This window comes from Streptomyces sp. NPDC006458 (genome assembly GCF_040612135.1).
In the GTDB taxonomy this organism is placed as follows: Bacteria; Actinomycetota; Actinomycetes; order Streptomycetales; family Streptomycetaceae; genus Streptomyces.
Genome location: NZ_JBEXPR010000019.1, coordinates 90,499 through 117,004, shown reverse-complemented (window position 1 = coordinate 117,004; position 26,506 = coordinate 90,499). Strand labels below are relative to the sequence as shown.

The following is a 26,506-nucleotide window of genomic DNA, read 5'->3' as shown; positions in this document are numbered from 1 at the left end:
ACTTATATTGGTTACGTGACCGATAGTGCCCGGGAAACGCCGGAACTCCCGCCGAAGACGCCCGGCCTGACCCTGATCTCCCACGAGGGCAGGCCCTACCGCTTCGACCCCGGCGCCCTGTGTCTGGAACTGCTGCCCACGGGCGGTCCGGGTGCCTTCGCGCGCTACGAGGTGCTGCACGAGCCCGCCGACCTGATGGCCTGGGCGCGCCGCAGCCGCCTCGCGGACGGCCTGGACCTCGCTGTCGGCGAGGGCGAGCTGAGCGACGCCCGTGTCTTCCGCGACGCGTTGTTCCTGCTCACCGCGGACCGCGCGAACGGCCGCCCGCTCCAGCCGCGCCACCTGGAGATCGTCAACGCGGCCGCGGCCGAGCCGCCCCTCGTCCCCTGTCTCGCCCCCGACGGCTCACCCGCCTGGGCGCCGGGCGCCACCGGCACCCGGCTGCTGTCCACGCTGGCCCGTGACGCGATCGACCTGTTCAGCGGACCGTACGCCGACCGTATTCGCGAGTGCGGCGCCCACGACTGCTACCTGCTCTTCGTGGACACCTCACGTCCGGGCCGCCGCCGCTGGTGCGCCATGGAGCACTGTGGCAACCGCGAGAAGGCCCGCGCCCACCGCGCCCGCAACGCGACCGGGCCGACGTAGGGGTAGCGGTCGGGGTCGGCTGTCAGCTCCAGCCGCGCCCGGACCCGCCCTGCGCGGTCACGGCGTGGCATCCAGGGGCTCGGCCGTGCCCGAAGTCGTCGCCGTGCCCGAAGTTGCCGTTCCCGAAGTCGCCGGGCCCGAAGCCGCCGTCGGTTCGGCCCCGGCCGCGGGCGCGGTCGCCACGGCTCCTGCCAGGCCTGCGGCGGCCTCCGCCGTCCCGGCCCGCAGCGTCCGGGCCGCCCGCCGTGCCGTGCGCAAGGCGTCCCAGGTCAGCAGCGTCAGCGCCAGCCAGACCAGGGCGAAACCGGCCCACCGCGCGGGCGGCATGGCCTCGTGGAAGTAGACGACGCCGAGCAGGAACTGGAAGACGGGGGCGAGGTACTGCAGCAGCCCCAGTGTGGACAGCGGCACGCGGATCGCGGCGGCGCCGAAGCAGATCAGCGGGATCGCCGTCACGACGCCGGTCGCGGCCAGCAGGGCCGTGTGCCCGGCACCCTCGGAGGCGAAGGTCGACTCTCCCTGGGCGCTCAGCCAGAGCAGATAGCCCAGCGCGGGCAGGAACTGGATCGAAGTCTCGGCCGCCAGCGACTCCAGCCCGCCGAGGTTCACCTTCTTCTTCGCCAGGCCGTACGTGGCGAAGGAGAAGGCCAGGACGAGTGAGATCCACGGCGGGCGGCCGTAGCCGACCGTGAGGACGACGACCGCGAGGAAGCCGGTCCCGACGGCCGCCCACTGCGCGGGCCGAAGCCGCTCCTTGAGGATCAGCACACCCATCGCGATGGTGACCAGCGGGTTGATGAAGTAGCCGAGGGAGGACTCGACGACCCGGTCGTTGTTCACGGCCCAGATGTACATGCCCCAGTTGATGGCGATCACGGCTGCGGCGACGGTGACGAGCGCCAGCCGGCGCGGCTGCCCCACCAACTCGCCGAGCCACTGCCACCGTCGTAGGACGGCGAGCACCACGGCGACGACGGCGAAGGACCACACCATCCGGTGGGCCAGCACCTCGACCGCACCGGCGGGTGCCAGCAGCGGGAAGAAGAGGGGGAACAGCCCCCACATCCCGTAAGCCGCGAAGCCGTTCAGCAATCCGACACGCCGCTCGCCCTTCGACTCGCCCACGGGCCCTCCTCACTAGCCGCCGTCACCGCTGGGACGAAGGTAGCGCCGAGCACCCCCGCGTGTCATGTCCGTATCGCCATACGGTCATGACAGATGAGAGTGCGCGTCGGAACAACACGTCGGCCAGCCCCCGGCCCCCGGCTCGCGACCCCCGGCCCCCGGCTCGCGACCCCCGGCCCCCGATCCGGCCCCGGGTTCCCGGCCCCGGCTCCCGGCCCCGGCTCCCGGCCCCGGCCCCGGCCCCCGGGCCTTGACTCCCGGCCCCCGGCTCCAAGCCACGCCTCCGGCCACGCCGGGCCCAGTGACCCAGCCGGGCCCAGTCACCCGACCGGACCCAGTGGCCCAGCCGGACCCAGTGACCCAGCCGGGCCCAGTCACCCGGCCGGACCCAGTGGCCCAGTGGCCCAGTGACGCGCAGTCGCCCAGCCCAGTCGCCGGTCAGGCCTTGAGTGCCGCAGCGACCGCCTCCGAGAGCGGCATCGTCGGACGCCCCGCCAGCCGGGACAGATCCCCGGTCGACACGACCAGCTCGCCCTTCTCGACGGACACGTCCACCCCGGCGAGGATCCCGGCGAACACCTCGGGCAGCCCGGCGCCGGTCAGGATGCCGGCGAACGCCTCGGGCGGGACGGAGGTGTAGGCGATCTCGCGCCCGGTCTGCCGGCTCAGCTCGGCCGCGTACTCCGCGAAGCCGAAGGACTCGTCGCCGCCCAACTCGTACGTCTTGTTCTCGTGGCCCTCGCCGGTCAGCACGGCGACCGCCGCGGCCGCGTAGTCCGCGCGGGAGGCGGCGGAGACACGGCCTTCACCCGCGGCCTGCACCACGGCCCCGTGCGCGAGAACCGGGGCGAGGTTCTCGGTGTAGTTCTCGAAGTACCAGCCGTTGCGCAGCAGCGCGTAGGGCACTCCGGAGGTCACCAGGATCTCCTCGGTGGCGCGGTGGTCGTCGGCCAGCGCGGCGGTCAGGCTGCCCGGGGCGCTGGTGTAGGCGAGCAGGGCGACCCCCGCGGCCCGGGCGGCCTCGATGACGACCTTGTGCTGGGCCGGGCGCCCCTTGTCGAACTCGTTCCCGGAGATCAGCAGCACCTTGTCGCCGGCCGCGAACAGCCCGTCGAAGGTCTCGGGGGCGTTGTAGTTCGCGACGGCCAGCCGCACGCCGCGTTCGGCGAGGTCGGCGGCCTTCGTCTTGTCCCGCACGACCGCGGTGATCTGCTCCGCCGGGACCTTCTCCAGCAGCTGCTCCACGACGTGACGGCCGAGCTTTCCGGTGGCGCCGGTGACGACGATGCTCATGATTGCGATCTCCTTCGGTGTCTGTGCCACTCACCCTAGGAGGGGTACTAACTTTTCGTAAGTACCCACTTTGAAGTAAGGTACTGGCATGGGAGTAAGCAGCTCGAAGATCTCACCGGCCGAGGCCGAGGCCATGTGCCCCTACCGCCTGGTGCTGGAGCACGTCACCAGCCGCTGGGGCGTCCTGGTGCTGATCGCCCTCATGGAACGCTCCTACCGGTTCAGCGAACTGCGCCGGGAGATCGGCCGGATCGGGCGGGGCGTCAGCGAGAAGATGCTCACCCAGACCCTCCAGACCCTTCAGCGCGACGGCCTGGTCCTCAGGGACGCCAAGCCGGTCATCCCGCCCCGCGTCGACTACTCGCTGACCCCGCTGGGCCGCGAGGCCGCCGAGCAGGTGCGCGCCCTCGCCCTGTGGACCGAGCGCCGGATGCCCGACGTCGAGGACGCGCGCACGGCATACGACGAGGCGCGCACGGCATACGACGAGGCGCGCACGGCGTACGACGAGGCGCGCGCGGTCACCGACGAGGCGCGCACGGCATACGACGAGACCCGGGCGGAGTCCGCCCGGGTCTCGTGAGACGGCCTTCGCCGGATCAGCCGACGACGGTCCAGGTGTCACCCCCGGCCAGCAGCGCGGCCAGGTCGCCCTTGCCGTGCTGCTCCACGGCCGTGTCGAGCTGTTCGGACATCTGGGTGTCGTAGACCGGCCGCCGCACCGAGCGCAGCACGCCGATCGGCGTGTGGTGCAGGGTGTCGGGGTCGGCCAGCCGGGACAGCGCGAACGCGGTGGTCGGTGACTCCGCGTGGGCGTCGTGCACCAGCACCTGCGCCTCGTTCTCCGGCGTCACGGTGATCACCTTCAGATCACCCGTCGCCGGGTCCCGTACGACGCCCCTGGCGAGGCCGGCGCCGAAGCGGACCGGCTGCCCGTGCTCCAGCCGGATCAGCGCGTCCGCGGCGGACTCCCTGTCCTTGAGCGCGTCGAAGGCGCCGTCGTTGAAGATGTTGCAGTTCTGGTAGATCTCGATCAGTGCCGTGCCCGGGTGGGCGGCGGCCTGCCGCAGCACCTCGGTGAGGTGCCCCCGGTCGGAGTCGATCGTGCGGGCGACGAAGGAGGCCTCCGCGCCCAGGGCGAGCGACACCGGGTTGAAGGGCGAGTCCAGCGACCCCATCGGCGTGGACTTGGTGATCTTGCCGACCTCGGAGGTGGGCGAGTACTGGCCCTTGGTGAGTCCGTAGATCCTGTTGTTGAAGAGCAGGATCTTGAGGTTCACGTTGCGGCGCAGGGCGTGGATGAGGTGGTTGCCGCCGATGGAGAGGGCGTCGCCGTCACCCGTGACCACCCACACGCTCAGGTCCTGGCGGGAGGCGGCCAGGCCGGTCGCGATGGCGGGGGCGCGGCCGTGGATGGAGTGCATCCCGTAGGTGTTCATGTAGTAGGGGAAGCGGGAGGAGCAGCCGATGCCCGAGACGAAGACGATGTTCTCGCGGGCGAGGCCGAGCTCCGGCATGAAGCCCTGCACGGCGGCGAGGATCGCGTAGTCACCGCAGCCGGGGCACCAGCGCACTTCCTGGTCGGACTTGAATTCCTTCATGGACTGCTTGGCCTCGGCCTTGGGGACCAGCTTCAGTGCCTCACTCATCGATGGCCTCCTTCAGAGCCTTGGCGAGCTGCTCCGCCTTGAACGGCATGCCGTTGACCTGGTTGTACGAGTGCGCGTCCACCAGATACCTGGCCCTGATGAGCGTGGCGAGCTGGCCGAGGTTCATCTCGGGGACGATGACGCGGTCGTAGCGCTCCAGCACCTCGCCGAGGTTGGCGGGGAACGGGTTGAGGTGACGCAGATGCGCCTGCGCGATCTCCTGCCCAGCCGTGCGCAGCCGTCTCACCGCCGCCGTGATGGGGCCGTACGTCGAGCCCCAGCCGAGCACCAGCGTGCCGGCCGTCCCGGCGGGGTCGTCGACCTCCAGGTCCGGGACCTCGATGCCGTCGATCTTGGCCTGCCGGATGCGGACCATGAAGTCGTGGTTGGCGGGGTCGTAGGAGATGTTGCCGGTGCCGTCCTGCTTCTCGATGCCGCCGATGCGGTGTTCCAGGCCGGGTGTGCCGGGGACCGCCCACGGCCGCGCGAGGGTCTGCGGGTCCCGCTTGTACGGCCAGAAGACCTCGGTGCCGTCCTCGGCGGTGTGGTTGGGGCCCTGGGCGAACTGCACGCGCAGGTCGGGCAGCTCGTCGACCTCCGGGATGCGCCAGGGCTCGCTGCCGTTGGCGAGGTAGCCGTCGGAGAGGAGGAAGACCGGGGTGCGATAGGTCAGCGCGATCCGGGCCGCCTCGACCGCGGCGTCGAAACAGTCCGCCGGGGTGCGGGGGGCGACCACCGGCACCGGCGCCTCGCCGTTGCGCCCGTACATCGCCTGGAGCAGGTCGGCCTGCTCGGTCTTGGTGGGCAGGCCGGTGGAGGGTCCGCCGCGCTGGATGTCGACGATCAGCAGCGGCAGTTCCAGCGACACGGCCAGGCCGATGGTCTCCGACTTCAGCGCCACACCCGGACCGGACGTCGTCGTCACCGCCAGCGAACCGCCGAAGGCCGCGCCCAGGGCCGCGCCGATGCCGGCGATCTCGTCCTCGGCCTGGAAGGTGCGTACGCCGAAGTTCTTGTGGCGGCTCAGCTCGTGCAGGATGTCCGAGGCCGGGGTGATCGGGTACGAGCCCAGGAACAGCGGCAGGTCCGCCTGACGCGAGGCCGCGACCAGGCCGAACGCCAGCGCCAGGTTCCCGGAGATGTTGCGGTAGGTGCCGACCGGGAAGGCCTTCGAGGCGGGGGCGACCTCGTAGGAGACGGCGAAGTCCTCGGTGGTCTCGCCGAAGTTCCAGCCCGCGCGGAACGCGGTGAGGTTGGCCTCGGCGATCGCGGGCTTCTTGGCGAACTTCGCCCGCAGGAACTTCTCCGTGCCCTCCGTCGGCCGGTGGTACATCCACGACAAGAGGCCGAGCGCGAACATGTTCTTGCTGCGCTCGGCCTCTTTGCGGGTCAGGTCGAAGTCCTTCAGGGCCTCCACCGTCAGTGTGGTCAGAGGGACGGGATGGAGGTGGTAGCCGTCGAGGGAGCCGTCCTCCAGCGGGTTGCTGTCGTAGCCGACCTTCTGCATCGCCCGTTTGGTGAACTCGTCCGTGTTGACGATGATCTCCGCGCCGCGTGGCAGATCGCCGACGTTCGCCTTCAGCGCGGCCGGGTTCATCGCCACCAGGACGTTCGGCGCGTCACCCGGGGTCAGGATGTCGTGGTCGGCGAAATGCAGCTGGAACGAGGAGACGCCGGGGAGGGTGCCGGCAGGGGCGCGGATCTCGGCGGGGAAGTTCGGCAGGGTCGACAGGTCGTTGCCGAAGGACGCCGTCTCCGAGGTGAAGCGGTCACCGGTGAGCTGCATACCGTCACCCGAGTCCCCCGCGAACCGGATGATCACCCGGTCGACACGCCGGACGTCCTTCGCCCCGGCCGGTTTGCGCTGCTCTCCTACGACGGTTCCGTCTGCCTGCTCCACTGCGCTGCTGACCTTGCTGGTCACTGAACTGGACCTCCTTCGAGGCGGCTGTCGGGGACCGGCCTTCCCACAGGCCTTCCCAGGACCAACCCTACGTCCGTGGCACTTGCTCTCCCGTGACCATCGCACGATGATCACCGCACTCGTTGAACTCGTTGAACTCGTTGAACTTCGATGTACTCGATGAACTGGATGGCCGGACTCGTCGAACACGATGATCGGACTCGACGATCACCAGTGCGGGTGCGATGACCACTGCCGGCGCGATCACCCGGCCCCGGGTCTGACGCCGGACCCGGGGTCGAACGTCGGACCCGGGGTCGAACGCCGGCCGCGAGACCGGCCACGGCCCCGAGACCGGCCACCGGCCCCGAGGCCGCCACCAGCCCTGAGTCGGACCCCCGGCCCGAGGCCGATCACGAGCCCGAGGCCGGATCACGCTTCAGGAGTTCAGATACGTCAGCACGGCCAGCACCCTTCGGTGGTCCCCCTCGCTCGGGGACAGGCCGAGCTTGAGGAAGATGTTGCTGACATGCTTCTCGACGGCGCCGTCGCTGACCACGAGCTGCTTGGCGATCGCGGAGTTCGTCCGCCCCTCGGCCATCAGCCCCAGCACCTCCCGCTCCCGTGGGGTGAGCCCCGCGAGGACGTCCTGCTTGCGGCTGCGCCCGAGCAGCTGCGCGACGACCTCCGGGTCCAGCGCCGTACCGCCCTCGGCGACCCGGACCACGGCGTCCACGAACTCGCGCACCTCGGCCACGCGGTCCTTGAGCAGATAGCCGACGCCGCGGCTGGACCCGGCCAGCAGTTCGGTGGCGTAGCGCTCCTCCACGTACTGCGACAGCACCAGCACACCGAGGCTCGGGTGTGCCTGCCGCAGCCGCACCGCGGCCCGTACACCCTCGTCGGTGTGCGTCGGCGGCATCCGTACGTCCGCGACCACGACGTCGGGCAGCGCGCCCTCCGTGTCCAGCTCGGTGATGGTCTTGATCAGTGCCTCGGCGTCCCCCACTCCGGCGACCACATCGTGGCCGCGGTCGGTCAGCAGCCGGGTCAGGCCCTCCCTGAGCAGCACCGAATCCTCGGCGATGACCACTCGCACCCTGCGCTCCACGTCGTTCGGCCCCCCACACCCGGTTTCCTGGTACGGCTCTCAAGCATTCCAGGAAACGGGGCGCGGCGGGGTGCGGAAAGGGCAGGTGCCGACTCGGCGGCTGCTCAGCAGCGCCAGGGCAGCTCCGCCGTCACGGTCGTGGGACCGCCGGCGGGGGAGTCCACGACGAGGATCCCGTCGACCGCGTCGAGCCGCTCGGCGAGACCGGCCAGACCGGAGCCCGCGGAGGCCTCGGCGCCGCCGACGCCGTCGTCGGTGACCTGGAGCATCAGCCGGTTCTCCACCCGCCACACATCCACCGAAGCCGACCGGGCCCGCGCGTGCTTGCTGATGTTCTGGAGCAGCTCGGAGACGGTGAAGTAGGCGATGCCCTCGATCGCGGGCGCGGGCCGCGAGGGCAGGTCGACCTCGACCGTCACGGGGACCGTGCAGCGTGAGGCCACGGACGACAGGGCCGCGTCGAGGCCGCGGTCGGTCAGGACGGCCGGGTGGATGCCGCGGGCCAGGTCCCGCAGTTCCTGGAGGGCGGTCTTCACCTCCCCATGCGCCTCGTCCACCATTCGGGCCGCCGCCTGCGGGTCCTCGGTCAGCTTCTCCTTCGCCAGGCCCAGATCCATGGCCAGCGCGACCAGCCGGGCCTGTGCCCCGTCGTGCAGATCGCGCTCGATGCGCCGCAGGTCCGCGGCGGCCGTGTCGACCACGACCCCACGGTCCGACTCCAGCTCCACCACCCGCGCCGACAGCCGCGACGGCCCCAGCAGCCCGTGCACCAGACCCCGGTCGACCATCGTCACCGCCCGCACGATCCACGGCGTGGCCAGTGTGACCAGCAGCCCGGTCAGCGCCGTCACCCCGATCTCGAACGGGTTGTCGAGATAGACCGAGTGCGTCTCGTCGCCGTACAGCTGAATCCCGTCCTGACCGCCGTACATGGGGAAGACCCAGAACCACAGCGGGTACGTCAGCATCATCCAGCCGTACGACCAGAAGGCCACCGCCACCGTGAAGGAGAACACCGCCCACGGCAGGTGCAGCACGGCGTACAGCAGCTGCCGCCAGGACGAGCCGCTCTTGAACACGGCGCCCATCCACGCCATCAGGCCGTCCCCGCGTCCCCGCAGCGGCTCCGGGTCGGCCACGGGCGTGCGCAGCAGGGCGCGGGCCCGCGCCCGCTCCAGCGCGCCGAGCCCCCGGCAGCCGGCGAGGGCCGCCGCCAGCACCGGGATGCCGAGGAAGGTCACCAGCAGACCGGCGCCGAGCGACACCATGGTGATGGCGTAGGTGAAGGTCAGCGCGCTGATCGGCAGGCCAAGCATCACGTACGCCAGTTCTCGCCAGTGCCGCGCCTCGAACGGCGCCCGCAGCCCGGCCGGCAGTCGGCGCCGGTCGCCGTACCGCCCGTGCTCCTGCCCGTATCCGGTGTCCCCGTACCGCGTGGTGGCCATCGTCCGCCGTCCGTTTCTTCTCAGCCGCTTCCGGATGTGCTGTCCTGCGTCCAGCCTGTCGGTCCGGCGCGCCGCGGACCATGGAGTCCGTCGGCCTGTCGGGAGGGGGGTTATCCCCACCCCTCAGTGCCGGCCGGGCACCTCGGTGCGCGAGCGCCAGGGGAACTCGGCCGTCACGGTGGTCGGGCCGCCCTGCGGGGACTCGACGACGAACAGGCCGTCGACCGCGTCCAGCCGTTCCGCGAGACCGCGCAGCCCGCTGCCCGCGTCCAGCCGCGCGCCGCCCCGGCCGTCGTCCTCGACCTGGATGAGCAGCCGGTCCCGCACCCGCCACACGTCGACCGAGGCGGACCGCGCCCGCGCGTGCTTGCTGATGTTCTGCAGCAGTTCGGAGACGGTGAAGTAGGCGATCCCCTCGATCGCCTCGGCCGGCCGCGAGTCCAGGTCGACGGTCACCTTCACCGGGACCGTGCAGCGCGAGGCGACGGACGACAGGGCCGCGTCCAGGCCGCGGTCGGTGAGCACGGCCGGGTGGATACCGCGGGCCAGGTCCCGCAGTTCCTGGAGCGCGAGCTTCACCTCGCCGTGCGCCTCCTCGACCATCACGGCCGCCGAGTCGGGGTCCTCCAGCAGCTTCTCCTTGGCGAGGCCCAGCCCCATCGCGAGGTTCACCAGCCGGGCCTGCGCCCCGTCGTGCAGATCGCGCTCGATGCGCCGCAGATCCGCGGCGGCCGTGTCGACCACGACCCCGCGGTCGGACTCCAGTTCGGCGATACGGCGTTCCAGCTCGTCCGAGGGCGACAGCAGCCCACGCACCATCGCCCGGTCCGCGTTGGCCAGACCCCGCGCCAGATACGGCAGCACAGGCCACAGCACGAACAACGACACCAGCGTCAACGTGAAGGTCAGCACCCCCCACGGCAGCCGGATGAAGTCATACAGCAACGTCCGCCAGCCCACCGGGTCCTTCAGCATCATCCACAACTGCTGGAGGAACCCGCCCCGCCCGCGCCACGGCATCGGCGACGGCTCGTCCACCCGCACCCCGAGCAGCGCCCGGGCCCGCGCCCGCTCCAGCTTGCCCAACTGCCGCGCACCCATCAGACCCGCCGCGAGCAACGGGAAGCCGATCACGGTCACGGTCAGGAGGGCGCTGGTGAACACCACGGTCGTCACATAGACGAAGCCCAGCAGTGCCGACGGAAGGTTCGCCAGGAGATGCGCGATCTCCTTCCAGGTGTGCGCGTCGTAGGCGGGACGCGGCGGCGGCAACGGCTCGGCCGTCTCGGTGCCCGCGGACGGAGTACGTTCGGTCATACGGCTCAGCCTGCCCGTCCGCGCCTCCCCACGCCATGAGGTGGACCGCCCGGTGCTGCGGGGGAAAACCCCACCCCCACATCTCAAGCCGTGACGGGCTGCTTACGGTCTCTTTATCAGGGCCTAGACTCCCGTGCGTACAGATCGTCGAACAGAGGTCGTCGTCGAGGGTCGAGGGCCAGGGAGTGAGGGGACGGACGTGCGGGAACCGACCGTCGTCGCGGCGGACTACTTCCAGTCCTATTCGGTCGTCGGGCTGCTCGTCGCCGTCGGCGTGCTGTTCGTCGGCGTCGCCTTCGGGGCCGGCCGCCTGCTTCGGCCCGTCGTGCCCACCCCCGAGAAACTCCTGACCTACGAGTGCGGCGTCGACCCGGTCGGCGAGGGCTGGGCCCACACCCAGGTCCGCTACTACGTCTACGCCTTCCTCTACGTCATCTTCGCCGTCGACTCGATCTTCCTGTTCCCGTGGGCCACGGTGTTCGCGGCCCCCGGCTACGGGGCGACCACTCTCGTCGAGATGTTCATCTTCCTCGGCTTCCTCGCCGTGGGTCTGCTCTACGCCTACAAGAAGGGGGTCCTGACATGGACGTGACCCCTGAGCCGGTCCTGCTGCCCGAGCCCAAGCGTCTCGGTGTCCTCTCCCGGCTGGCCCCCGAACCCATGAAGGTCGTCCTCAACTGGGGCCGCCGCTACTCCCTCTGGGTCTTCAACTTCGGCCTCGCCTGCTGCGCGATCGAGTTCATCGCCGCGTCGATGGCCCGCCACGACTTCATCAGGCTCGGCGTGATCCCCTTCGCCCCGGGCCCCCGCCAGGCCGACCTCATGGTCGTCTCCGGCACGGTCACCGACAAGATGGCCCCGGCCGTGAAACGCCTCTACGAGCAGATGCCCGAGCCGAAGTACGTCATCTCCTTCGGCGCGTGCAGCAACTGCGGCGGCCCCTACTGGGACTCCTACTCGGTGACGAAGGGCGTCGACCAGATCATCCCCGTCGACGTCTACGTCCCCGGCTGCCCGCCCCGCCCCGAGGCCCTCCTCCAGGGCATCCTCAAGCTCCAGGAGAAGATCGCCCGCGAGTCCCTGACCGAGCGCTACGGCACACCGGCCCGCCCCTCCGCGGCGGCCCTGCAGAGCGGACTGGTCAGGCCGCCGGTACCGGAGGAGGGGTCCACGCCCCCCGCTTCGGCTCCCGCTCCGGACCCGGGCTCGGGTGAGGCCTCCGGCACCGGCCCGGACTCCGCAGAGGAGGGCACCCGATGACCACGCCCGTCGGCTGGCTGCCCGCCCCGGCGGAGGACCTCTTCGGCCCCGAGGCCACCGCCGAGGAGTCCTACGACGTCCTCACGGTCGACGTCCCCGCCGCCGCCTGGATCCCAGCCCTGCGCACCGCCCGCGACGAGCTGGGCTGCACCTACTTCGACTGGCTGAGCGCGGTCGACGAACCCGGCACCGGCTTCCGCGTGTCCGCCCACGTCGTCGCCCTCTCCCCGGTGCAACGCCTGCTGCTGCGCACCACCGTCCCGCACGAGTCGCCCACCCTCGCCTCCGCCGTGGACGTCTACGCCGGTGCCACCTGGCACGAGCGCGAGACGCACGAAATGTTCGGCGTGACCTTCGAAGGCCACCCCGGCCTGGACCACCTCCTTCTCCCGGAGACCTTCGAGGGCCACCCCCTGCGCAAGGACTTCGTCCTCGCCGCCCGAGTCGCCAAGGCCTGGCCCGGCGCCAAGGAGCCGGGGGAGTCCGACCACGGCGGCCCCAAGCGCCGCCAGATGCTCCCGCCCGGCGTCCCCGACCCCAACGACTGGGGCCCGCTCAAGGGCCAGCTCCCCCCTGCCCCGGCCCGCCCGGCCCGAGGCGCGGCCCGCCCCGCCGGCGAACGCCCGGCCCGCCGCGCCCGCACCGCCTCGGACGGCTCGGCCAGCCAGACGACCCCGGCGACGGAGGACACCGCCGCCGCCCCCGCGGCACCCCGCACCCGGCGTGCCCGGAGCGTCCCGGACGGCTCGGCGTCCCAGCGACCCCAGGCCACGGACGCCCCCACCACGGAGGCACCCGCGCCCGAGGCCGACCCGTCGGCAGCGGGCACCGCCACCCCGGCCGCCCCGGCTGCCGCTGCCGCCCCTGCCGCTCCGGCGGGCCCCCGCCGCGCCCGCAGTGTCTCGGGCGGCTCGGCCTCGCAGCGCGCCACGACCGAGCCGGCCCCGGCGGAACCGAAGCCCGCCGAACCCACGGCCCCGCGCAGCGCCGACGCCCCCTGGCACCACGCCCGCCCGGCCTTCGACGAACCGCACCGGGACACGGAGGGAACGGGGTCCGTCCCCGAGGGGACCGGGGCCGAGGCGACCGGGCCGACCACTGAGGAGTCCGGAGGGCCGGGTTCCGAGGCGTCCGGGCAGACCACGGAGGAAGCCGGGCCGACCGCCGGGTCCGGAGGGCCGGGTTCCGAGGAGTCCCGGCCGACCACCGAGGAGTCCGGAGGACCGGGTTCCGAGGAGCCCCGGCAGACCATCGAGGAGTCCCGGCAGACCACGGAGGTAGCTGGGCCCACCACCGAGGAGTCCCGGCCGACCACGGAGGAAGCCGGGCCCACCACCGAGAAGTCCGGAGGACCGCGTTCAGAGGAGTCCGGGTCGAACACCCAGGCACCCGCGCCGCAGGACGCACAGGAGCCTGAGGGCCCGGCGGTGCAGGCACCGTCGACCGACGCACACGAACCTCAGGCCGAGGCGCCGGAATCGTCGGCAGAGGCGCCGGAATCGTCGGCCGAGCAGGCTCGGACGCCCGAAGCTTCCCGCCCCGACACTCCCAGCCCTAAAAACCCGAGCCCCAAAACCCCGAGCCCGCAAACCCCGAGCCCCGATACCCCCAACCCCGAAGACCCCGCAGGAGGCCCGCAGTGAACGGCGCGCTCGACGTCGCCCTGCGACTCCTGGTCATCCTCGTCGTCTTCCTGGTCTTCCCGCTGATCATCGGCCAGACCGAGCACAAGGTGATGGCCCATATGCAGGGCCGCCTCGGCCCGATGTACGCGGGCGGCTTCCACGGCTGGGCCCAGCTCGTCGCGGACGGCGTGAAGTTCGCGCAGAAGGAGGACGTGGTCCCGGCGGGCGCGGACCGCCGGATCTTCCAGCTCGCCCCGGCCGTCGCCCTGCTGCCCTACCTCCTTGTGCTGCTCGCCATCCCGATCGGCTCCGGCGAAGGAGCCGTCGGCCAGGTCATCGACGCGGGCGTCTTCTTCGTCCTCGCGGTGATGGGCGTCGGCGTCCTCGGCTCACTCATGGCCGGCTGGGCCAGCGCCAACAAGTTCTCCCTCCTCGGCGGTCTCCGCACCGCCGCGCAGCTCCTCGCCTATGAACTGCCGATGCTGCTCACCGCCGCCTCCGTGGCGATGGCGGCCGGCACCGTCTCCCTCCCCGGCATCCTCGACGCCTTCGAGTGGTGGTGGCTGCCCTGGCAGATCGTCGGCGCGATCGTCTTCTTCGTCGCCGGCCTCGCCGAACTCCAGCGCCCGCCCTTCGACATGCCGGTGGCCGACTCGGAGATCATCTTCGGCGCGTACACCGAGTACACGGGCCTGCGTTTCGCACTCTTCCTCCTCGCCGAGTACGCGGGAATCGTCGTCCTGTGCGGCCTGACCACCGTCCTGTTCCTGGGCGGCTGGCACGGCCCCTTCGGCGCCGACGGCCTCGGCTGGGTGTGGACCCTGCTGAAGACGGCCGTCCTCGCCTTCCTCGTCATCTGGCTCCGCGTCACCTATCCCCGCCTGCGCGAGGACCAGCTCCAGAAGCTCTCCTGGACCCTTCTCGTCCCCCTCTCTCTCGCTCAGATCGCCCTCACCGGCATCGTCAAGGTGGTGATCTCCTAGTGGCCCCCATTCCGGGCTCCGGCCTCGCCAAGGGCCTGGCCGTCACCCTCCGCACGATGACGCGCAAGTCGGTCACCGAGCAGTACCCGGACGTCCAGCCCGAACTCCCGCCCCGTACCCGCGGTGTGATCGGCCTGTTCGAGGAGAACTGCACGGTCTGCATGCTCTGCGCCCGTGAGTGCCCCGACTGGTGCATCTACATCGACTCCCACAAGGAGACGATCCCGGCGGCGACCCCGGGTGGCCGCGAGCGCAGCCGCAATGTGCTCGACCGGTTCGCCATCGATTTCTCGCTGTGCATGTACTGCGGTATCTGCATCGAGGTCTGCCCCTTCGACGCCCTGTTCTGGTCCCCGGAGTTCGAGTACGCCGAGACCGACATCCGCGAGCTCACCCATGAGCGGGACAAGCTCCGCGAGTGGATGTGGACCGTGCCGTCCCCGCCCGCTCTCGACCCGGGTGCGGAGGAACCGAAGGAGCTCGCCGCCGCCCGCAAGACGGCGGAGAAGCTCGCCGCCGCCCAGACCGAGCCGCAGGAGGGAGACGCGTGAGCTTCGTCTCCGTCGCCGTGAGCACTGGCCCGACCGCGCTCACCACGGTCGCCGCCGACTCGCACGGCTTTCTCTCTCCGACCGGCGTGGAGATCGCGTTTCTCCTCGTCGGCCTGGTCACCTTCGGCGCGGCGCTGGTCACCGTCACCACCCGGCAGCTGGTGCACGCCGCCCTGTGGCTGGTGGTCACCCTCGGCGGTCTCGCTGTCGAGTACCTCCTGCTCACCGCCGAGTTCATCGCCTGGGTGCAGGTGCTGATCTATGTCGGTTCCGTCGTCGTCCTCCTTCTCTTCGGTCTGATGCTCACCAGGGCCCCCATCGGCCGCTCCCCGGACGCCGACTCCGGCAACCGCTGGGCCGCCCTGGCCGTGGCCGTCGTCGCCGCGGCCGCCCTGGTCTGGGTGGTCGTCGACGCCTTCCGCACCACCTGGATCGACCTCGACGGCGCCTCCGCCGGCTCCACCGCGGTCACCGGCGAGGCGCTCTTCCAGAACTGGGTCCTGCCCTTCGAGGCCCTCTCCGTCCTTCTCCTGGCGGCCCTGGTCGGGGCGATCGTCCTGTCCCGCAAGGCGAAGGCGGAGTCGAGCTCTCCCCCTGTGAACTCCCGGGCCACCGCCGGTGGTTCCCCCTTCGTCCCGGATTCCCGTAATCACCCGATAGGGCGAACGAAGCCTGCGGCAGGGGGCGGGCCGACGGGGCGAACGGGCCAGGCCGAGCAGACCTCGGCGGAGCGGACCACCCCGACCGAGCAGGAAGGCGCCCGCTGATGCACCTCGCCTATCCCGCGGTACTCTCCGCCCTCCTCTTCTGCACCGGCCTGTACGGCGTCCTCGCCCGCCGCAACGCGATCCTGGTCCTGATGTCGGTCGAGCTGATGCTCAACGCCGTCAACCTCAACCTGGTCGCCTTCGACGTCTGGCTCAGCCGCACCGCCGAGGAGACCCTGCACTCCGGCCAGGCCCTGACTCTGTTCACCATCGCCATCGCCGCCGCCGAGATCGGCATCGGCCTGGCGATCGTCCTCGCCGTGTACCGCAACCGCGGCACCGCGGACATCGACAGGCTCCGCGACACCGCGGAGGGCCACGAGCCCGAAGAACCCGAGGCCACCGCGGCCGGCGAGAAGGCTGAGGCCACCGCGTGACCACGACCACCCTCGCCGTCCTCGTCCCCCTCCTGCCGTTCCTCGGAGCCGTCGCCGGACTGCTCCTCGGCCGCACCGCCCCCGGCTTCGTCCGACCGCTCGCCGTCCTGCCGACCCTCGCCTCCCTCGTGCTGGCCGCCCTGGTCGCGGCCCGTCAGGGCGGGGACCAGGCCGTCGACGCGGCCACCGAGCTCACCCCGACCGGCTCGATCCCCATCGAACTCGCCCTGTACGTCGACGGCTTCGCCGCCCTGGTCGCCGTACTGGTCACGGTCGTCGCGACCTGCGTGCAGATCTACTCGACCGGCTATCTGCGCGACGACCCGCGCTACCCCTCCTACGCCGCGCTCGTGTCGCTGTTCACCTCCGCCATGCTCCTGGTCGTCTACACCGGCGACCTGATGGTGCTGCTGGTGGGCTGGGAAGTCATGGGCATCTGCTCCTACTTCCTGGTCGGCCACTACTGGGAGACCCCCGAGGCGCGCGCCGCCTCCCTCAAGGCCTTCCTGGTGACCAAGCTCGGTGACGTCCCCTTCCTGATCGGCCTGTTCGCCCTGGCCACCGACGCCGGGTCGTTCCGGATCACCAAGGTCCTCGGCGCCGTGGCGAGCGGCTCGCTCGACCACCCGACCCTGATCGGCCTGCTGCTCCTCGCGGGCGTGGCGGGCAAGTCGGCGCAGTTCCCGCTGCACACCTGGCTTCCCGACGCGATGGCCGGCCCCACCCCGGTCTCCGCGCTGATCCACGCCGCGACCATGGTCGCCGCCGGTGTCTACTTCGTCGCCCGGCTCCTCCCCGTCTTCCAGGCGTCCGCCGCTGTGCTGGTCACCCTCGCCGTGATGGCCGCCGTGACGATGGCCGGCTCGGGTCTGGCCGCGCTCGCCCAGGACGACATCAAACGCGTCCTCGCCTACTCGACGATCGGCCAGCTCGGCTACATGACCGGCGCCCTCGCCGTCGGCGACCGCGGCGCCGCCGTCTTCCACCTCCTGTCCCACGGCGCCTTCAAGGCGCTGCTGTTCCTCGCGGCCGGCGTGATCATCCACGCCGCCGGCACCAACTCACTGGCCGCCATGTCCCGCATGAGCCATCTGCGCGACCGCGTCCCCGACGCCTACTGGACGATGACCGTGGCGCTCCTCGCGCTCGCCGCGATCCCGCCGTTCAGCGGCTTCTTCTCCAAGGAGTCCGTCCTCGGCGCCGCCGAGCACGTCTCCACCGGGCACACCGAGGCCGCCCCCGCCGCGGCCGGCTGGATCGTCCTCGTCTCCGCCCTGCTGACCGCCGTGCTCACCGCGGCGTACGCGATGCGCCTGTGGCTGCGGACCTTCCGCGGTCAGGGTGCCGAGGCCCCCGACCACGGCCGTCAGCCGCTGACGATGACCGTGGTGCTGTGGGTGCTCGCCGTGCCGTCCCTCGCGCTCGGCGGCCTCGCCTACCGGGTGCTGCCCGACTGGTTCGACGGCAACGACCTCGCCCCGACCCTGACCACCTCCGTCCTCGGCACAGGTCTCGCCCTCGCCGGCGCTCTGGTCACCTACGCCGCCTGGCGGCACACCGCACCCCTCGCCGCGCGCGTGCCCCTGGGCGCGGTCGCCGCCCACCCCGAGGGCGACGCCGGGCTCGTCGAGGCCGAGGCCATCGCGAGCCACGAACCCGCCTACGGCGACGTGGCCGGCGCCCCCGACCCGGCCGACCCCGGACGGCTGCTGCTCGGCCCGCTGCACCCGCACGCGGCCGTCGGCTTCCACCTCGACGCCGTGTACTCGGCGCTGTTCGTCCGCCCGGTCCAGGGCGGCGCGAGCCTCGTCCGGTTCCTCGACCGCGAGGTCGTCGAGACCTATGTACGCGGTGCGGGCGCCCTACCCCGCTGGCTGGGGGCCGCCGTACGCCGCGCCCAGACCGGCAATGTGCAGACCTATGTGAGCGCCCTGCTCGCCGGCACCGTCGTCCTGGCGGTCGCCGTCGTCCTCGTCGCCACGGGAGCGTGAGCAGGCGTGATCGATATCAACGAGTCAGTGATGCAGTTCCTTCTGGCGTTCGTCGTCGTCGGCCCGCTCCTCGGCGCCGCCGCCGCCCTTCTGCCCGCCCCGCCGGGACTGAAGGGGAAGTCGCCCGAGCAGGCGGTGCTCCGCCACGGCGTCACCGTCACCGGCGTGGTCCTCCTCGCCGCGATCGTCCTCGCGCTCGGCTTCGACCACGACCACCCGTCGAAGATGCAGGCGAGCACGGACCTCAGCTGGATCCCCGCACTCGACGTGCGCATCCACCTCGGCGTGGACGGCATCTCCCTCCCCCTTCTGGTCCTGACCGCGCTGCTGACCTTCCTCTGCGCGCTCTACAGCTACTTCAAGATGCCCGCGGGCCCGACCCCGAAGGCGTTCGTCGCGCTGCTGCTCGTCCTGGAGTCCGGCACCCTCGCCACCTTCGCCGTCCTCGACCTGCTGCTGTTCTTCCTCGCCTTCGAGATGGTCCTGATCCCGATGTACTTCCTCATCGCCCGCTGGGGCGGCGAGGCACGGGCCGCGGCCGCCTGGCGATTCATCCTCTACACGCTGCTCGGCTCCGTGGTCATGCTGCTCGGCCTGCTCCTGATCGGACTCGACGCGGGCACCTTCGACATGGTGGCACTCGCCACTGACAACGGCCGGTCGCTGACCACGTCCGTGCAGGTCATCGCCGTACTGGCGATCGGACTCGGACTCGCGGTGAAGACCCCGATGTGGCCGCTGCACAGCTGGCTCCCGGACGCCCACACCGCCGCCCCGACCGTCGGCTCGGTACTGCTGGCGGGCGTGCTGCTGAAGATGGGCACCTACGGGTTCGTCCGCATCCTGCTGCCGATCGCCCCCGACGGATTCCGGGAGTTCGCGCCGTACCTGGCCGCCTTCGCGGTCGTCGGCATCATCTACGGATCGCTCGCCTGCCTGGCCCTCGCCAAAAGCGGCGCGAAGGGCGACCTGAAGCGGCTCATCGCCTACTCGTCGGTCGGCCACATGGGCTTCGTGCTGCTCGGCATCGCCACCATGACCCCGACCGGCGTCAACGGCGCCCTGTTCGCCAACATCGCCCACGGCCTCATCACCGGCCTGCTGTTCTTCCTGGTCGGCGCCCTGAAGGACCGCACCGGCACCACCGACCTCGACACCCTCGCCGAGGAGACCGGCGCCGCCCTCTACGGCAAGGCCCCACGCCTGGGCGGCCTGCTCGCCTTCGCCGCGGTCGCCTCCCTAGGCCTGCCGGGACTCGCCGGATTCTGGGGCGAGATGCTGGCCCTGTTCGGCGCGTTCGAACCGGCCGAGGGCCTCAGCCGCCCCGCGTTCCTCACCTTCATGGCGATCGGCGCGTTCGGCACCCTGCTGACCGCCGCGTACCTGCTGATCGTGGTCCGCCGCGTCTGCATGGGCGCCCTGCCGCAGGACGCCCCGCGACTGACCGACGTACGGACGTACGAGTTCGCGGCCTGGACCCCGCTCGTCGTCCTCACCGTCGTCGCCGGCCTGTGGCCCAAGACCCTGCTCGGCCTGACCGACCCGGCCGTGCAGCAGCTCCTCGCAGGAGGCACCCGATGAGCTCCCCGGTCCAGACGCAGGCCGTCAGCCTGGTCCAGGACGTCGACTGGCTCGCCGTCGCGCCGCCGACCGTCGCCGCGGTCGTCGCGCTCGCCGTGCTCGTCGCCGACCTGTTCCTCGCCGACGGCAGGAAGGCCCTGCTCGGCTGGGTCTCGGTCGCGGGCCTCGCCGCCTCGACCGCGCTGCTGCTGCCCCTCCTGGACGGCGACCGCTCCACCTTCTGCCTCACCGGCGACCCCGGCGCGTGCAGCTACACGGCGGACCGCTTCACGCTCGTCATCCAGTTCCTCGTGCTCGGCGGCGCCCTCCTCGCCGCCCTGCTGTCCGTCACCGCGCTGAAGGACTCACGAGGACAACTCCCTGAAGGGGAGTTCTGGTTCCTGCTGCTGTCCTCCGCCGCCGGTGCCGCCCTGCTGCCCGCCTCCCGCGACCTGGCGACCCTGATCGTCGCACTGGAGGTCGCCTCCCTGCCCGCCTTCGCCCTGGTCGGCCTCCGCCACGGCGACCGGCGCTCCTCCGAGGCGGCCCTGAAGTTCTTCCTGTCCTCGGTCACGGCCACCGCCGTCAGCCTGATGGGCATCAGCTTCGTCTACGCCGCGACCGGCACCCTGTACCTCACCCGGATCGCCGAACGCATCCAGGACGTCGACGGCCAGTTGCAGACCCTCGTCCAGACCGGCGTGGTCCTCACCCTCGTCGGCTTCGCCTTCAAGACGGCCGCCGTACCGTTCCACTTCTGGGTCCCTGACACGTATGTGGGCGCGCCCCTGCCGGTCGCCGCCTATCTGTCGGTCGTCGGCAAGGCCGTCGGCTTCTCCGGCCTGATCCTCGTCACCGTCATCGCGCTGCCCTCCTACGCCGACGTCTGGGGCCCCGCCCTCGCCGGGCTTGCCGCGCTGACCATGACCATCGGCAACGTCGGCGCCCTGCGCCAGCAGACCACGCGCGCGTACAGCGCCGTACGCCTGCTCGCCTGGTCCTCGGTCGGTCAGGCCGGCTACCTCCTGGTCCCGATCGCCGCCGCCGCGTACTCCGACGACGCCGAGCACGCCGTCGGCTCCACCGTCGCCTACGCCCTCATGTACGGCGTGGTGAACCTGGGCGCCTTCGCGGTGGCCGCGCTCGTGGGCCGTACGCACGCCCTGAACCGGGTGGCGGACTACCGGGGCCTGTACGCCAGGAACCCCCTCACGGCGCTCGTCCTGGCGTTCTTCCTGCTCTGCCTGGCCGGCCTGCCGCCCGGCATCATCGGCCTGTTCGCCAAGGTCACCGTCTTCTCGGCGGCGGTCGACGCGGGCCTCGGCTGGCTCGCCGTGGTGATGGCGGTGAACGTCGTGATCGCGCTCGTCTACTACCTCCAGTGGACCGCCCTGCTGTTCCGTGCCCCCGAGGGCGAGCCCGGCCGCCACGCCGTCCCGGCGCCCCTCACGGCGGCGATCGCGCTCACGGCGGTCGTCGGCATCGCACTGTCCGGCGCACCCCAGTTGGTGCTGCGTTTCGCCGACACGGGCCTGTTCTAGAGCGACTGGCCTGTCCTCAGGCACCGACCACCTCCAGGGCCGCCCCGCCGGAAGGGCAGGGCGGCCACCCCAAGCCAGCGCGACGCGGCACTCACCCGTACGGCTGACCCCCGCCGCCACGCGCCCGGCGCGCACAAGGGAACTAGTGGCTCTCGCCTCGCGTTGTCCAAAACGGGAGGGTCCACTGGACGTGTCACCACGGCACCAGTGGCATCGGAGATCACGCAGCAAAGGGTTCCCCTGCCGCACCACTTGGAGGGCGTACCGTGCACCGCCGGCACAACGGGCTCAGGACCGCAGTACTCCTCGGGGGACTGTCCGCGCTCATCATCGTCATCGGCAGCTTCTTCGGCCGTACGGGACTGATCGTCGCGGTGGTGATCGCCCTGGGCACGAACGCGTACGCCTACTGGAACAGCGACAAGCTGGCGCTACGCGCGATGCGTGCCCGCCCGGTGAGCGAGTTCGAGGCACCCGCCCTGTACCGCATGGTCCGCGAGCTCTCCACCCAGGCCCGCCAGCCCATGCCCCGCCTCTACATCTCCCCGACGGAGGCACCCAACGCCTTCGCGACGGGCCGCAATCCGCGCAACGCCGCCGTGTGCTGCACGGAAGGCATCCTGCGTCTGCTGGACGAGCGCGAGCTGCGCGGTGTCATCGGCCATGAGCTCAGCCATGTCTACAACCGCGACATCCTCATCTCGTCGGTCGCCGGAGCCCTCGCCTCGGTGATCCTCTTCCTGGTCAACTTCGCCTGGCTGATCCCGATCGGCCGCTCGGACGACGACGACGGCCCCGGCCTGCTCGGCCTGCTCCTGATCATGATCCTGGGCCCGATCGCGGCCTCTCTCATCCAACTGGCCATCAGCCGCTCCCGCGAGTACGAGGCCGACGCCTCCGGGGCCCAGCTCACCGGTGACCCCCTCGCCCTCGCCTCCGCCCTGCGCAAGCTCGAAGCGGGCACCAAACAGCTCCCGCTGCCGCCCGAGCCCCGGATCGAGACCGCGAGCCACATGATGATCGCCAACCCGTTCCGGCCCGGCCAGGGCATGTCCCGAATGTTCTCGACCCACCCGCCCATGGCGGAGCGCATCACGCGCCTCGAACGGATGGCGGGTACTCGAAGATGAAGCTCATCCTGAGGGCAGGCCGAATCTCCGGGAGAGGGACCTGTTCCACGTACGTGGGCGCCGCATTCACGCGGCTCCAGGTGTCGTCGGACGTTTGGGCGTTGAAGTGCTTCGAAGACGACCGCGCGCGAGCGAACCGACCATTCTCCGCCTCCACCGGTTCGCTGGGGTCGTCAACGGTCCCACCGGTTCGCTGGGGTCGTCAACGGTCACCTGCCTCCGAAGCCCTGGTCTGTCGGCACCACTTCACGTCCCAATGGCATGAGCGAGATCGGGATCAGCTTCAGGTTGGCCCAGCCGAACGGGATCCCGATGATCGACAGGAACAGCGGGATGCTCGTGGCCAGGTGGGCCAGGGCCAGCCACCACCCCGCGAAGATCACCCAGATCACGTTCCCGATGAACGAGCCGGCTCCAGCGCCCGGCCGCTCCACCGTGGTGCGGCCGAACGGCCAGAGGACGAAACCTGCGATGCGTAGGGACGCGATGCCGAATGGGATGGTGACGATCAAGATGAAGCAGATCAGCGCGGCGATGAGGTAGCCGATCGCCATCCAGATGCCGCAGAAGACGACCCAGATGATGTTCAGCAGCAGGTTGAACAGCTTCATGATCGATACCTCTCCAGGTGGGTCCGCCCGAGACTGTCCTGCTATCACCAGTATCAGCAGGTCACGCCTTCAGGCAGAACCGGAGCGCCCTTGCAGCGCGATCGGGAACGTACGGAGATGACCCCGTCCGGCGTCACGGCGTCCAGGATCGGCCTGTGACGGACAGGCCGTTCCGCGTCTACCGAGGCGGGTGCTGAGGCGCGGGATCGCACCTCAGGAGGCCGCACAGGGCCTTAGCCCACCCGCCCCCGCACCCCGTACACGACCGCCCCGGCCGCCAGCACCCCCGCCCCCACGAGCACCGAGCCCCCCGGCAGCGAGAAGGCCAGCACGGCGCAGCCCAGCAGACCCAGCACCGGCAGGGCGCGGGCGCGCGGGGCCGGGTCGAGGGTCCAGGCGGAGGCGTTGGCGATGGCGTAGTAGGTGAGCACGCCGAAGGAGGAGAAGCCGATCGCGCCCCGCAGGTCGGCGCTCGCGGCGAGGACGGCGACGACCGCGCCCACGGCGACTTCGGCGTGGTGGGGGACCTGGAAGCGGGGGTGCACGGCGGCGAGTTGACGCGGCAGATGACCGTCACGGGCCATCGCCATGGTCGTGCGCGAGACACCGAGGATCAGCGCGAGCAGCGAGCCCAGCGCGGCGACGGCGGCCCCCACCCGCACGACCGGCACCAGCCCCGGCATCCCGGCCGCGCGCACAGCGTCGGCCAGCGGCGCACCAGCCTGTCCCAGCCGTTCCCGGCCCAGTACGGCCAGCACCGCGACGGCCACGCACGCGTACACGGCCAGAGCGATGCCCAGGGCGAGGGGGATCGCGCGCGGGATGGTGCGCGCCGGGTCCCGCACCTCCTCGCCGAGCGTGGCGATCCGCGCGTACCCGGCGAAGGCGAAGAACAGCAGTCCGGCCGCCTGGAGGATGCCGTCCAGACCGTCCGAGGCGCCGATGTCCAGGTGGGCGGCCGTGGCGTCACCGGAGCTCAGGCACACGACCACCACGAGGGCGAGGACGGCCAGCACGACGGCGACGATTCCCCGGGTCAGCAGGGCTGACTTCTGCAGGCCGCCGTAGTTCACGGCGGTCAGCGCGACCACCGCCGCGACCGCGACCGCGTGCGCCTGCCCCGGCCAGACGTACGCCCCGACGGTGAGCGCCATCGCCGCGCAGGAGGCGGTCTTGCCGACGACGAAGGACCAGCCCGCGAGATAGCCCCAGAAGGGCCCGAGCCGCTCGCGCCCGTACACGTACGTGCCGCCGGACGCGGGGTACAGCGCGGCCAGCCGGGCCGAGGCGAGGGCGTTGCAGTAGGCGACCACGGCGGCCAGCGCCAGCCCGATCAGCAGCCCGGAGCCGGCCGCTCGCGCGGCAGGGGCGAGCGCGGCGAAGATCCCGGCGCCGATCATCGAGCCGAGCCCGATGACCACGGCGTCGCCCACACCGAGCGTGCGGCGCAGGCCGGCGGGACCGGAAGGGTGCGTCATGCGGCGCACCCTAGCGAAGCGGATCGAACACCTGGTTCACCTACGAGGAGGGCGGGCACCCCGGGTGCTGCCCGGATGCCCGCCCCGCACGACCGGTGGGGTCACCGGTAGTTGACGAACTGAAGTGCGAAGTCGAAGTCCTTGCCCTTCAGCAGCGAGATGATGGCCTGGAGGTCGTCACGGCTCTTGGAGCTGACGCGCAGCTCGTCGCCCTGGACCTGGGCCTTCACGCCCTTGGGGCCCTCGTCGCGGATGATCTTCGCCACCTTCTTGGCGTTCTCCTGGGAGATGCCTTCCTCGATGGACGCGAAGATCTTGTACTCCTTGCCGGAGAGCTGGGGCTCGCCCGCGTCCAGCGACTTCAGCGAGATGCCCCGCTTGATGAGCTTGGACTGGAAGACGTCGAGGATCGCCTTGACCCGGTCCTCGGAGTTCGCCTCCATGAGGATCTTCTCGCCGGACCACGCGATCGAGGCGCCGACCCCCTTGAAGTCGTAGCGCTGCGAGATCTCCTTGGCGGCCTGGTTGAGTGCGTTGTCGACCTCCTGCCGCTCGACCTTGGAGACGATGTCGAAACTGGAGTCGGCCATGACGTGTGGCTCCTTGCTCGGATGCGGTGTGTCGCCCTGCGGATAAGCCCCAAGCCTAGCGATCTCAGCACTGATCAATCGGGTGGCGAAGCACCCCCTGGGATCAGGTATTGTTTACGTCGTTGCCACGGAGCGCCGCTGGAAAGCGGCTCCGAGCAGCGAACCCATGGCGGTGTGCCCGAGTGGCCAATGGGAGCGGACTGTAAATCCGTCGGCTTAGCCTACCCAGGTTCGAATCCTGGCGCCGCCACACTGAGGAAGACCCTCTCCGTGCAGACGGAGGGGGTCTTTCTCATTCTCCGTGCCGACGCGCTGCCGCGCCCACGCGCCGACCGCCTTGTGTCGTCGATCACCCGCCGTGACACCGGAACCGGTGACCGCCGGGCCGGGTGGTTGTCAGACCCCCCGGGCACACTGATCACATGTCGTCCCGTCGCAGGAACTGCCCCGAGTGCCGTCGTGAGATCGCCGTCGTCGCCGGACGGTTCGCACGGCACGACCCGCCCGGGGTCCGGGAGAGCGCTCGGCTCGTCTCGTGCCCCGGATCCAGACGGCCGGCGCAGCTCGGGGCGGTGCAGCCGTCGTTGGACGGTTACGCCGTCCCCGAGTTCCCGGGGCAACTGCCGCTGTTCTGAGGTCAGTTCCCGGCCACGGACTTCACCGCGACCGAGGCCGGGGTCGAGCCGCCGATCAGTTCCAGCGTCAGGCCGGCCGTCGCCGGGGTGTCGACGAGTTCCGCGAGCACGGCGGCCACGTCGTCGCGGCTGACCGCGCCGCGGCCGGTGTGGGCCTCCAGGCGGACCAGCCCGGTCCCGGGGGTGTCCGTCAGCGAACCGGGGCGCAGGACCGTCCAGTCCAGGGCCTCCTGACGCTGCACATGGGCGTCCGCCTCGCCCTTGGCGCGCAGATACACGTCGAAGATCTCGTCACCCTCATGCCGCGGGTCCGCGCCCATCGAGGACACCAGCAGGAAACGCCGTACGCCCGCCCGGACCGCCGCGTCGGCGAACAGCACGGCCGCGCCCTTGTCCACGGTGTCCTTGCGCGCGGCCCCGCTGCCCGGTCCCGCGCCCGCCGCGAACACCGCCACGTCCGCGCCCTGGAGATGCGCGGCGACGCCCTCCACCGTGGCCGACTCCAGGTCCAGCAGCACCGGTTCGGCGCCCGCCGCCCGCAGGTCGTCGCCCTGCTCGGGCTTACGGATGATGCCCGCGACCTCGTCACCGCGCGCGGACAGGAGCTTCTCCAGCCGCAGCGCGATCTGACCATGCCCTCCAGCGATGACAATGCGCATGTCTCCGACCGTACGCCCGAAACCCCCGCCACGCCGCGCGACTCGAACGCCAGTACACCCCACGCACACCCGCACCACCGCACGAGCCGCACGAGGCCCACACACACCCGCGCCGCCCGACGAACCCGCGCGCCGCCCCGGCCCGCGCACCGCCCGCCGCCCCACGAGCCCGCGCCCGACGAACCCGCGCACCGCGCGCCCCTCCAGGAACCGCGCGCCGCGCCCCGCCCCCCGAATCCGCACCCCAGGAACCCGCA

At 71.3% G+C, this 26,506-nt stretch carries 25 protein-coding genes and 1 tRNA gene; 15 read left to right on the top strand and 11 right to left on the bottom strand.

The window, feature by feature from the left end; all coding sequences use genetic code 11:
* Positions 1 to 15 precede the first annotated feature (15 nt).
* On the top strand, positions 16 to 648 hold the full coding sequence (locus ABZZ79_RS25305) for a CGNR zinc finger domain-containing protein (protein WP_356692285.1): 633 nt from the start codon (positions 16 to 18) through the stop codon (positions 646 to 648).
* Between the two features lie 57 nt (positions 649 to 705).
* Here ABZZ79_RS25305 and rarD read toward each other — a convergent pair whose 3' ends face one another.
* Entirely contained in the window at positions 706 to 1,773 is a 1,068-nt protein-coding gene (gene rarD, locus ABZZ79_RS25300; protein WP_356692283.1) for an EamA family transporter RarD, read from the bottom strand.
* Positions 1,774 to 2,211: 438 nt separating this feature from the next.
* On the bottom strand, positions 2,212 to 3,066 hold the full coding sequence (locus tag ABZZ79_RS25295) for an SDR family oxidoreductase (RefSeq protein WP_356692281.1): 855 nt from the start codon (positions 3,064 to 3,066) through the stop codon (positions 2,212 to 2,214).
* An 88-nt stretch (positions 3,067 to 3,154) separates the two neighbouring features.
* Between ABZZ79_RS25295 and ABZZ79_RS25290 the strand changes: the two genes are divergently transcribed.
* Complete coding sequence (locus tag ABZZ79_RS25290; RefSeq protein ID WP_356692279.1) at positions 3,155 to 3,649, top strand: helix-turn-helix domain-containing protein; 495 nt, start codon at positions 3,155 to 3,157, stop codon at positions 3,647 to 3,649.
* Positions 3,650 to 3,665: 16 nt separating this feature from the next.
* On the opposite strand, the gene ABZZ79_RS25285 is transcribed toward ABZZ79_RS25290, so the two are convergent.
* The 5 genes from ABZZ79_RS25285 to ABZZ79_RS25265 all read right to left on the bottom strand — a co-directional run bounded on the left by ABZZ79_RS25285 (position 3,666) and on the right by ABZZ79_RS25265 (position 10,491).
* Complete coding sequence (locus ABZZ79_RS25285) at positions 3,666 to 4,715, bottom strand: 2-oxoacid:ferredoxin oxidoreductase subunit beta (RefSeq protein ID WP_356692277.1); 1,050 nt, start codon at positions 4,713 to 4,715, stop codon at positions 3,666 to 3,668.
* On the bottom strand, positions 4,708 to 6,639 hold the full coding sequence (locus ABZZ79_RS25280) for a 2-oxoacid:acceptor oxidoreductase subunit alpha (protein WP_356692275.1): 1,932 nt from the start codon (positions 6,637 to 6,639) through the stop codon (positions 4,708 to 4,710). The genes ABZZ79_RS25285 and ABZZ79_RS25280 overlap by 8 nt, the downstream gene beginning before the upstream one ends.
* A 418-nt stretch (positions 6,640 to 7,057) precedes the next feature.
* Positions 7,058 to 7,717, bottom strand: coding sequence for a response regulator transcription factor (locus ABZZ79_RS25275; protein WP_356692273.1), 660 nt, complete (start codon positions 7,715 to 7,717; stop codon positions 7,058 to 7,060).
* 116 nt (positions 7,718 to 7,833) lie between these two features.
* Complete coding sequence (locus ABZZ79_RS25270; RefSeq protein ID WP_356692271.1) at positions 7,834 to 9,174, bottom strand: sensor domain-containing protein; 1,341 nt, start codon at positions 9,172 to 9,174, stop codon at positions 7,834 to 7,836.
* Positions 9,175 to 9,297: 123 nt separating this feature from the next.
* Positions 9,298 to 10,491 (bottom strand): sensor domain-containing protein, encoded by a 1,194-nt coding sequence (locus tag ABZZ79_RS25265; protein ID WP_356692269.1) that lies wholly within the window; start codon positions 10,489 to 10,491, stop codon positions 9,298 to 9,300.
* Between the two features lie 199 nt (positions 10,492 to 10,690).
* Between ABZZ79_RS25265 and ABZZ79_RS25260 the strand changes: the two genes are divergently transcribed.
* From ABZZ79_RS25260 to htpX, 11 genes are all read left to right on the top strand, one after another.
* On the top strand, positions 10,691 to 11,083 hold the full coding sequence (locus tag ABZZ79_RS25260) for an NADH-quinone oxidoreductase subunit A (RefSeq protein ID WP_356692267.1): 393 nt from the start codon (positions 10,691 to 10,693) through the stop codon (positions 11,081 to 11,083).
* Entirely contained in the window at positions 11,074 to 11,751 is a 678-nt protein-coding gene (locus ABZZ79_RS25255) for an NADH-quinone oxidoreductase subunit B family protein (RefSeq protein WP_356692265.1), read from the top strand. The genes ABZZ79_RS25260 and ABZZ79_RS25255 overlap by 10 nt, the downstream gene beginning before the upstream one ends.
* Complete coding sequence (locus tag ABZZ79_RS25250; protein ID WP_356692263.1) at positions 11,748 to 13,394, top strand: NADH-quinone oxidoreductase subunit C; 1,647 nt, start codon at positions 11,748 to 11,750, stop codon at positions 13,392 to 13,394. The genes ABZZ79_RS25255 and ABZZ79_RS25250 overlap by 4 nt, the downstream gene beginning before the upstream one ends.
* The gene (locus ABZZ79_RS25245) at positions 13,391 to 14,359 is read left to right on the top strand and encodes a complex I subunit 1 family protein (RefSeq protein WP_356692261.1); all 969 of its coding nucleotides are present in this window, start codon (positions 13,391 to 13,393) and stop codon (positions 14,357 to 14,359) included. The genes ABZZ79_RS25250 and ABZZ79_RS25245 overlap by 4 nt, the downstream gene beginning before the upstream one ends.
* A complete protein-coding gene (locus tag ABZZ79_RS25240; protein WP_356692259.1) occupies positions 14,359 to 14,910 on the top strand; it encodes an NADH-quinone oxidoreductase subunit I in 552 nt (183 codons plus the stop codon). Before ABZZ79_RS25245 ends, ABZZ79_RS25240 begins: the two co-directional genes overlap by 1 nt.
* Positions 14,907 to 15,677, top strand: coding sequence for an NADH-quinone oxidoreductase subunit J (locus ABZZ79_RS25235; RefSeq protein ID WP_356692257.1), 771 nt, complete (start codon positions 14,907 to 14,909; stop codon positions 15,675 to 15,677). The genes ABZZ79_RS25240 and ABZZ79_RS25235 overlap by 4 nt, the downstream gene beginning before the upstream one ends.
* Positions 15,677 to 16,054 carry an NADH-quinone oxidoreductase subunit NuoK gene (nuoK, locus tag ABZZ79_RS25230; protein ID WP_356692255.1) on the top strand — a complete coding sequence of 126 codons (378 nt, stop codon included), beginning with the start codon at positions 15,677 to 15,679 and terminating at the stop codon, positions 16,052 to 16,054. Before ABZZ79_RS25235 ends, nuoK begins: the two co-directional genes overlap by 1 nt.
* Entirely contained in the window at positions 16,051 to 18,045 is a 1,995-nt protein-coding gene (locus tag ABZZ79_RS25225; protein WP_356692253.1) for an NADH-quinone oxidoreductase subunit L, read from the top strand. The genes nuoK and ABZZ79_RS25225 overlap by 4 nt, the downstream gene beginning before the upstream one ends.
* A gap of 6 nt (positions 18,046 to 18,051) precedes the next feature.
* On the top strand, positions 18,052 to 19,626 hold the full coding sequence (locus ABZZ79_RS25220) for an NADH-quinone oxidoreductase subunit M (protein WP_356692251.1): 1,575 nt from the start codon (positions 18,052 to 18,054) through the stop codon (positions 19,624 to 19,626).
* On the top strand, positions 19,623 to 21,146 hold the full coding sequence (locus ABZZ79_RS25215) for an NADH-quinone oxidoreductase subunit N (RefSeq protein ID WP_356692249.1): 1,524 nt from the start codon (positions 19,623 to 19,625) through the stop codon (positions 21,144 to 21,146). The genes ABZZ79_RS25220 and ABZZ79_RS25215 overlap by 4 nt, the downstream gene beginning before the upstream one ends.
* 266 nt (positions 21,147 to 21,412) lie before the next feature.
* Entirely contained in the window at positions 21,413 to 22,276 is an 864-nt protein-coding gene (gene htpX, locus ABZZ79_RS25210; RefSeq protein ID WP_356692247.1) for a zinc metalloprotease HtpX, read from the top strand.
* Positions 22,277 to 22,485: 209 nt separating this feature from the next.
* Here htpX and ABZZ79_RS25205 read toward each other — a convergent pair whose 3' ends face one another.
* From ABZZ79_RS25205 to ABZZ79_RS25195, 3 genes are all read right to left on the bottom strand, one after another.
* Positions 22,486 to 22,887, bottom strand: a complete 402-nt coding sequence (locus ABZZ79_RS25205) for a YccF domain-containing protein (RefSeq protein WP_356692245.1) — start codon at positions 22,885 to 22,887, stop codon at positions 22,486 to 22,488.
* 233 nt (positions 22,888 to 23,120) lie between these two features.
* The gene (locus ABZZ79_RS25200; RefSeq protein ID WP_356692243.1) at positions 23,121 to 24,365 is read right to left on the bottom strand and encodes an amino acid permease; all 1,245 of its coding nucleotides are present in this window, start codon (positions 24,363 to 24,365) and stop codon (positions 23,121 to 23,123) included.
* 101 nt (positions 24,366 to 24,466) lie between these two features.
* Positions 24,467 to 24,955 (bottom strand): YajQ family cyclic di-GMP-binding protein, encoded by a 489-nt coding sequence (locus tag ABZZ79_RS25195; RefSeq protein WP_356692241.1) that lies wholly within the window; start codon positions 24,953 to 24,955, stop codon positions 24,467 to 24,469.
* A 168-nt stretch (positions 24,956 to 25,123) separates the two neighbouring features.
* Here ABZZ79_RS25195 and ABZZ79_RS25190 point away from each other — a divergent pair.
* A tRNA-Tyr gene (locus ABZZ79_RS25190) sits at positions 25,124 to 25,205 on the top strand.
* A gap of 172 nt (positions 25,206 to 25,377) precedes the next feature.
* Positions 25,378 to 25,590 carry a hypothetical protein gene (locus tag ABZZ79_RS25185; protein WP_356692239.1) on the top strand — a complete coding sequence of 71 codons (213 nt, stop codon included), beginning with the start codon at positions 25,378 to 25,380 and terminating at the stop codon, positions 25,588 to 25,590.
* A gap of 2 nt (positions 25,591 to 25,592) precedes the next feature.
* Here ABZZ79_RS25185 and ABZZ79_RS25180 read toward each other — a convergent pair whose 3' ends face one another.
* Positions 25,593 to 26,249: an SDR family oxidoreductase gene (locus ABZZ79_RS25180; protein ID WP_356692237.1), complete on the bottom strand. Its 657-nt coding sequence runs from the start codon at positions 26,247 to 26,249 to the stop codon at positions 25,593 to 25,595.
* Positions 26,250 to 26,506: the final 257 nt, after the last annotated feature.

Bases quoted from the DNA above. Each gene is read 5' to 3' on its own strand.
- ABZZ79_RS25295 (WP_356692281.1), bottom strand. From the start codon at position 3,066: ATGAGCATCGTCGTCACCGGCGCCACCGGAAAGCTCGGCCGTCACGTC.
- ABZZ79_RS25290 (WP_356692279.1), top strand. From the start codon at position 3,155: ATGGGAGTAAGCAGCTCGAAGATCTCACCGGCCGAGGCCGAGGCCATG.
- ABZZ79_RS25285 (WP_356692277.1), bottom strand. From the start codon at position 4,715: ATGAGTGAGGCACTGAAGCTGGTCCCCAAGGCCGAGGCCAAGCAGTCC.
- ABZZ79_RS25270 (WP_356692271.1), bottom strand. From the start codon at position 9,174: ATGGCCACCACGCGGTACGGGGACACCGGATACGGGCAGGAGCACGGG.
- ABZZ79_RS25265 (WP_356692269.1), bottom strand. From the start codon at position 10,491: ATGACCGAACGTACTCCGTCCGCGGGCACCGAGACGGCCGAGCCGTTG.
- ABZZ79_RS25255 (WP_356692265.1), top strand. From the start codon at position 11,074: ATGGACGTGACCCCTGAGCCGGTCCTGCTGCCCGAGCCCAAGCGTCTC.
- ABZZ79_RS25250 (WP_356692263.1), top strand. From the start codon at position 11,748: ATGACCACGCCCGTCGGCTGGCTGCCCGCCCCGGCGGAGGACCTCTTC.
- nuoK (WP_356692255.1), top strand. From the start codon at position 15,677: ATGCACCTCGCCTATCCCGCGGTACTCTCCGCCCTCCTCTTCTGCACC.
- ABZZ79_RS25215 (WP_356692249.1), top strand. From the start codon at position 19,623: ATGAGCTCCCCGGTCCAGACGCAGGCCGTCAGCCTGGTCCAGGACGTC.
- ABZZ79_RS25205 (WP_356692245.1), bottom strand. From the start codon at position 22,887: ATGAAGCTGTTCAACCTGCTGCTGAACATCATCTGGGTCGTCTTCTGC.
- ABZZ79_RS25200 (WP_356692243.1), bottom strand. From the start codon at position 24,365: ATGACGCACCCTTCCGGTCCCGCCGGCCTGCGCCGCACGCTCGGTGTG.
- ABZZ79_RS25195 (WP_356692241.1), bottom strand. From the start codon at position 24,955: ATGGCCGACTCCAGTTTCGACATCGTCTCCAAGGTCGAGCGGCAGGAG.
- ABZZ79_RS25185 (WP_356692239.1), top strand. From the start codon at position 25,378: ATGTCGTCCCGTCGCAGGAACTGCCCCGAGTGCCGTCGTGAGATCGCC.
- ABZZ79_RS25180 (WP_356692237.1), bottom strand. From the start codon at position 26,249: ATGCGCATTGTCATCGCTGGAGGGCATGGTCAGATCGCGCTGCGGCTG.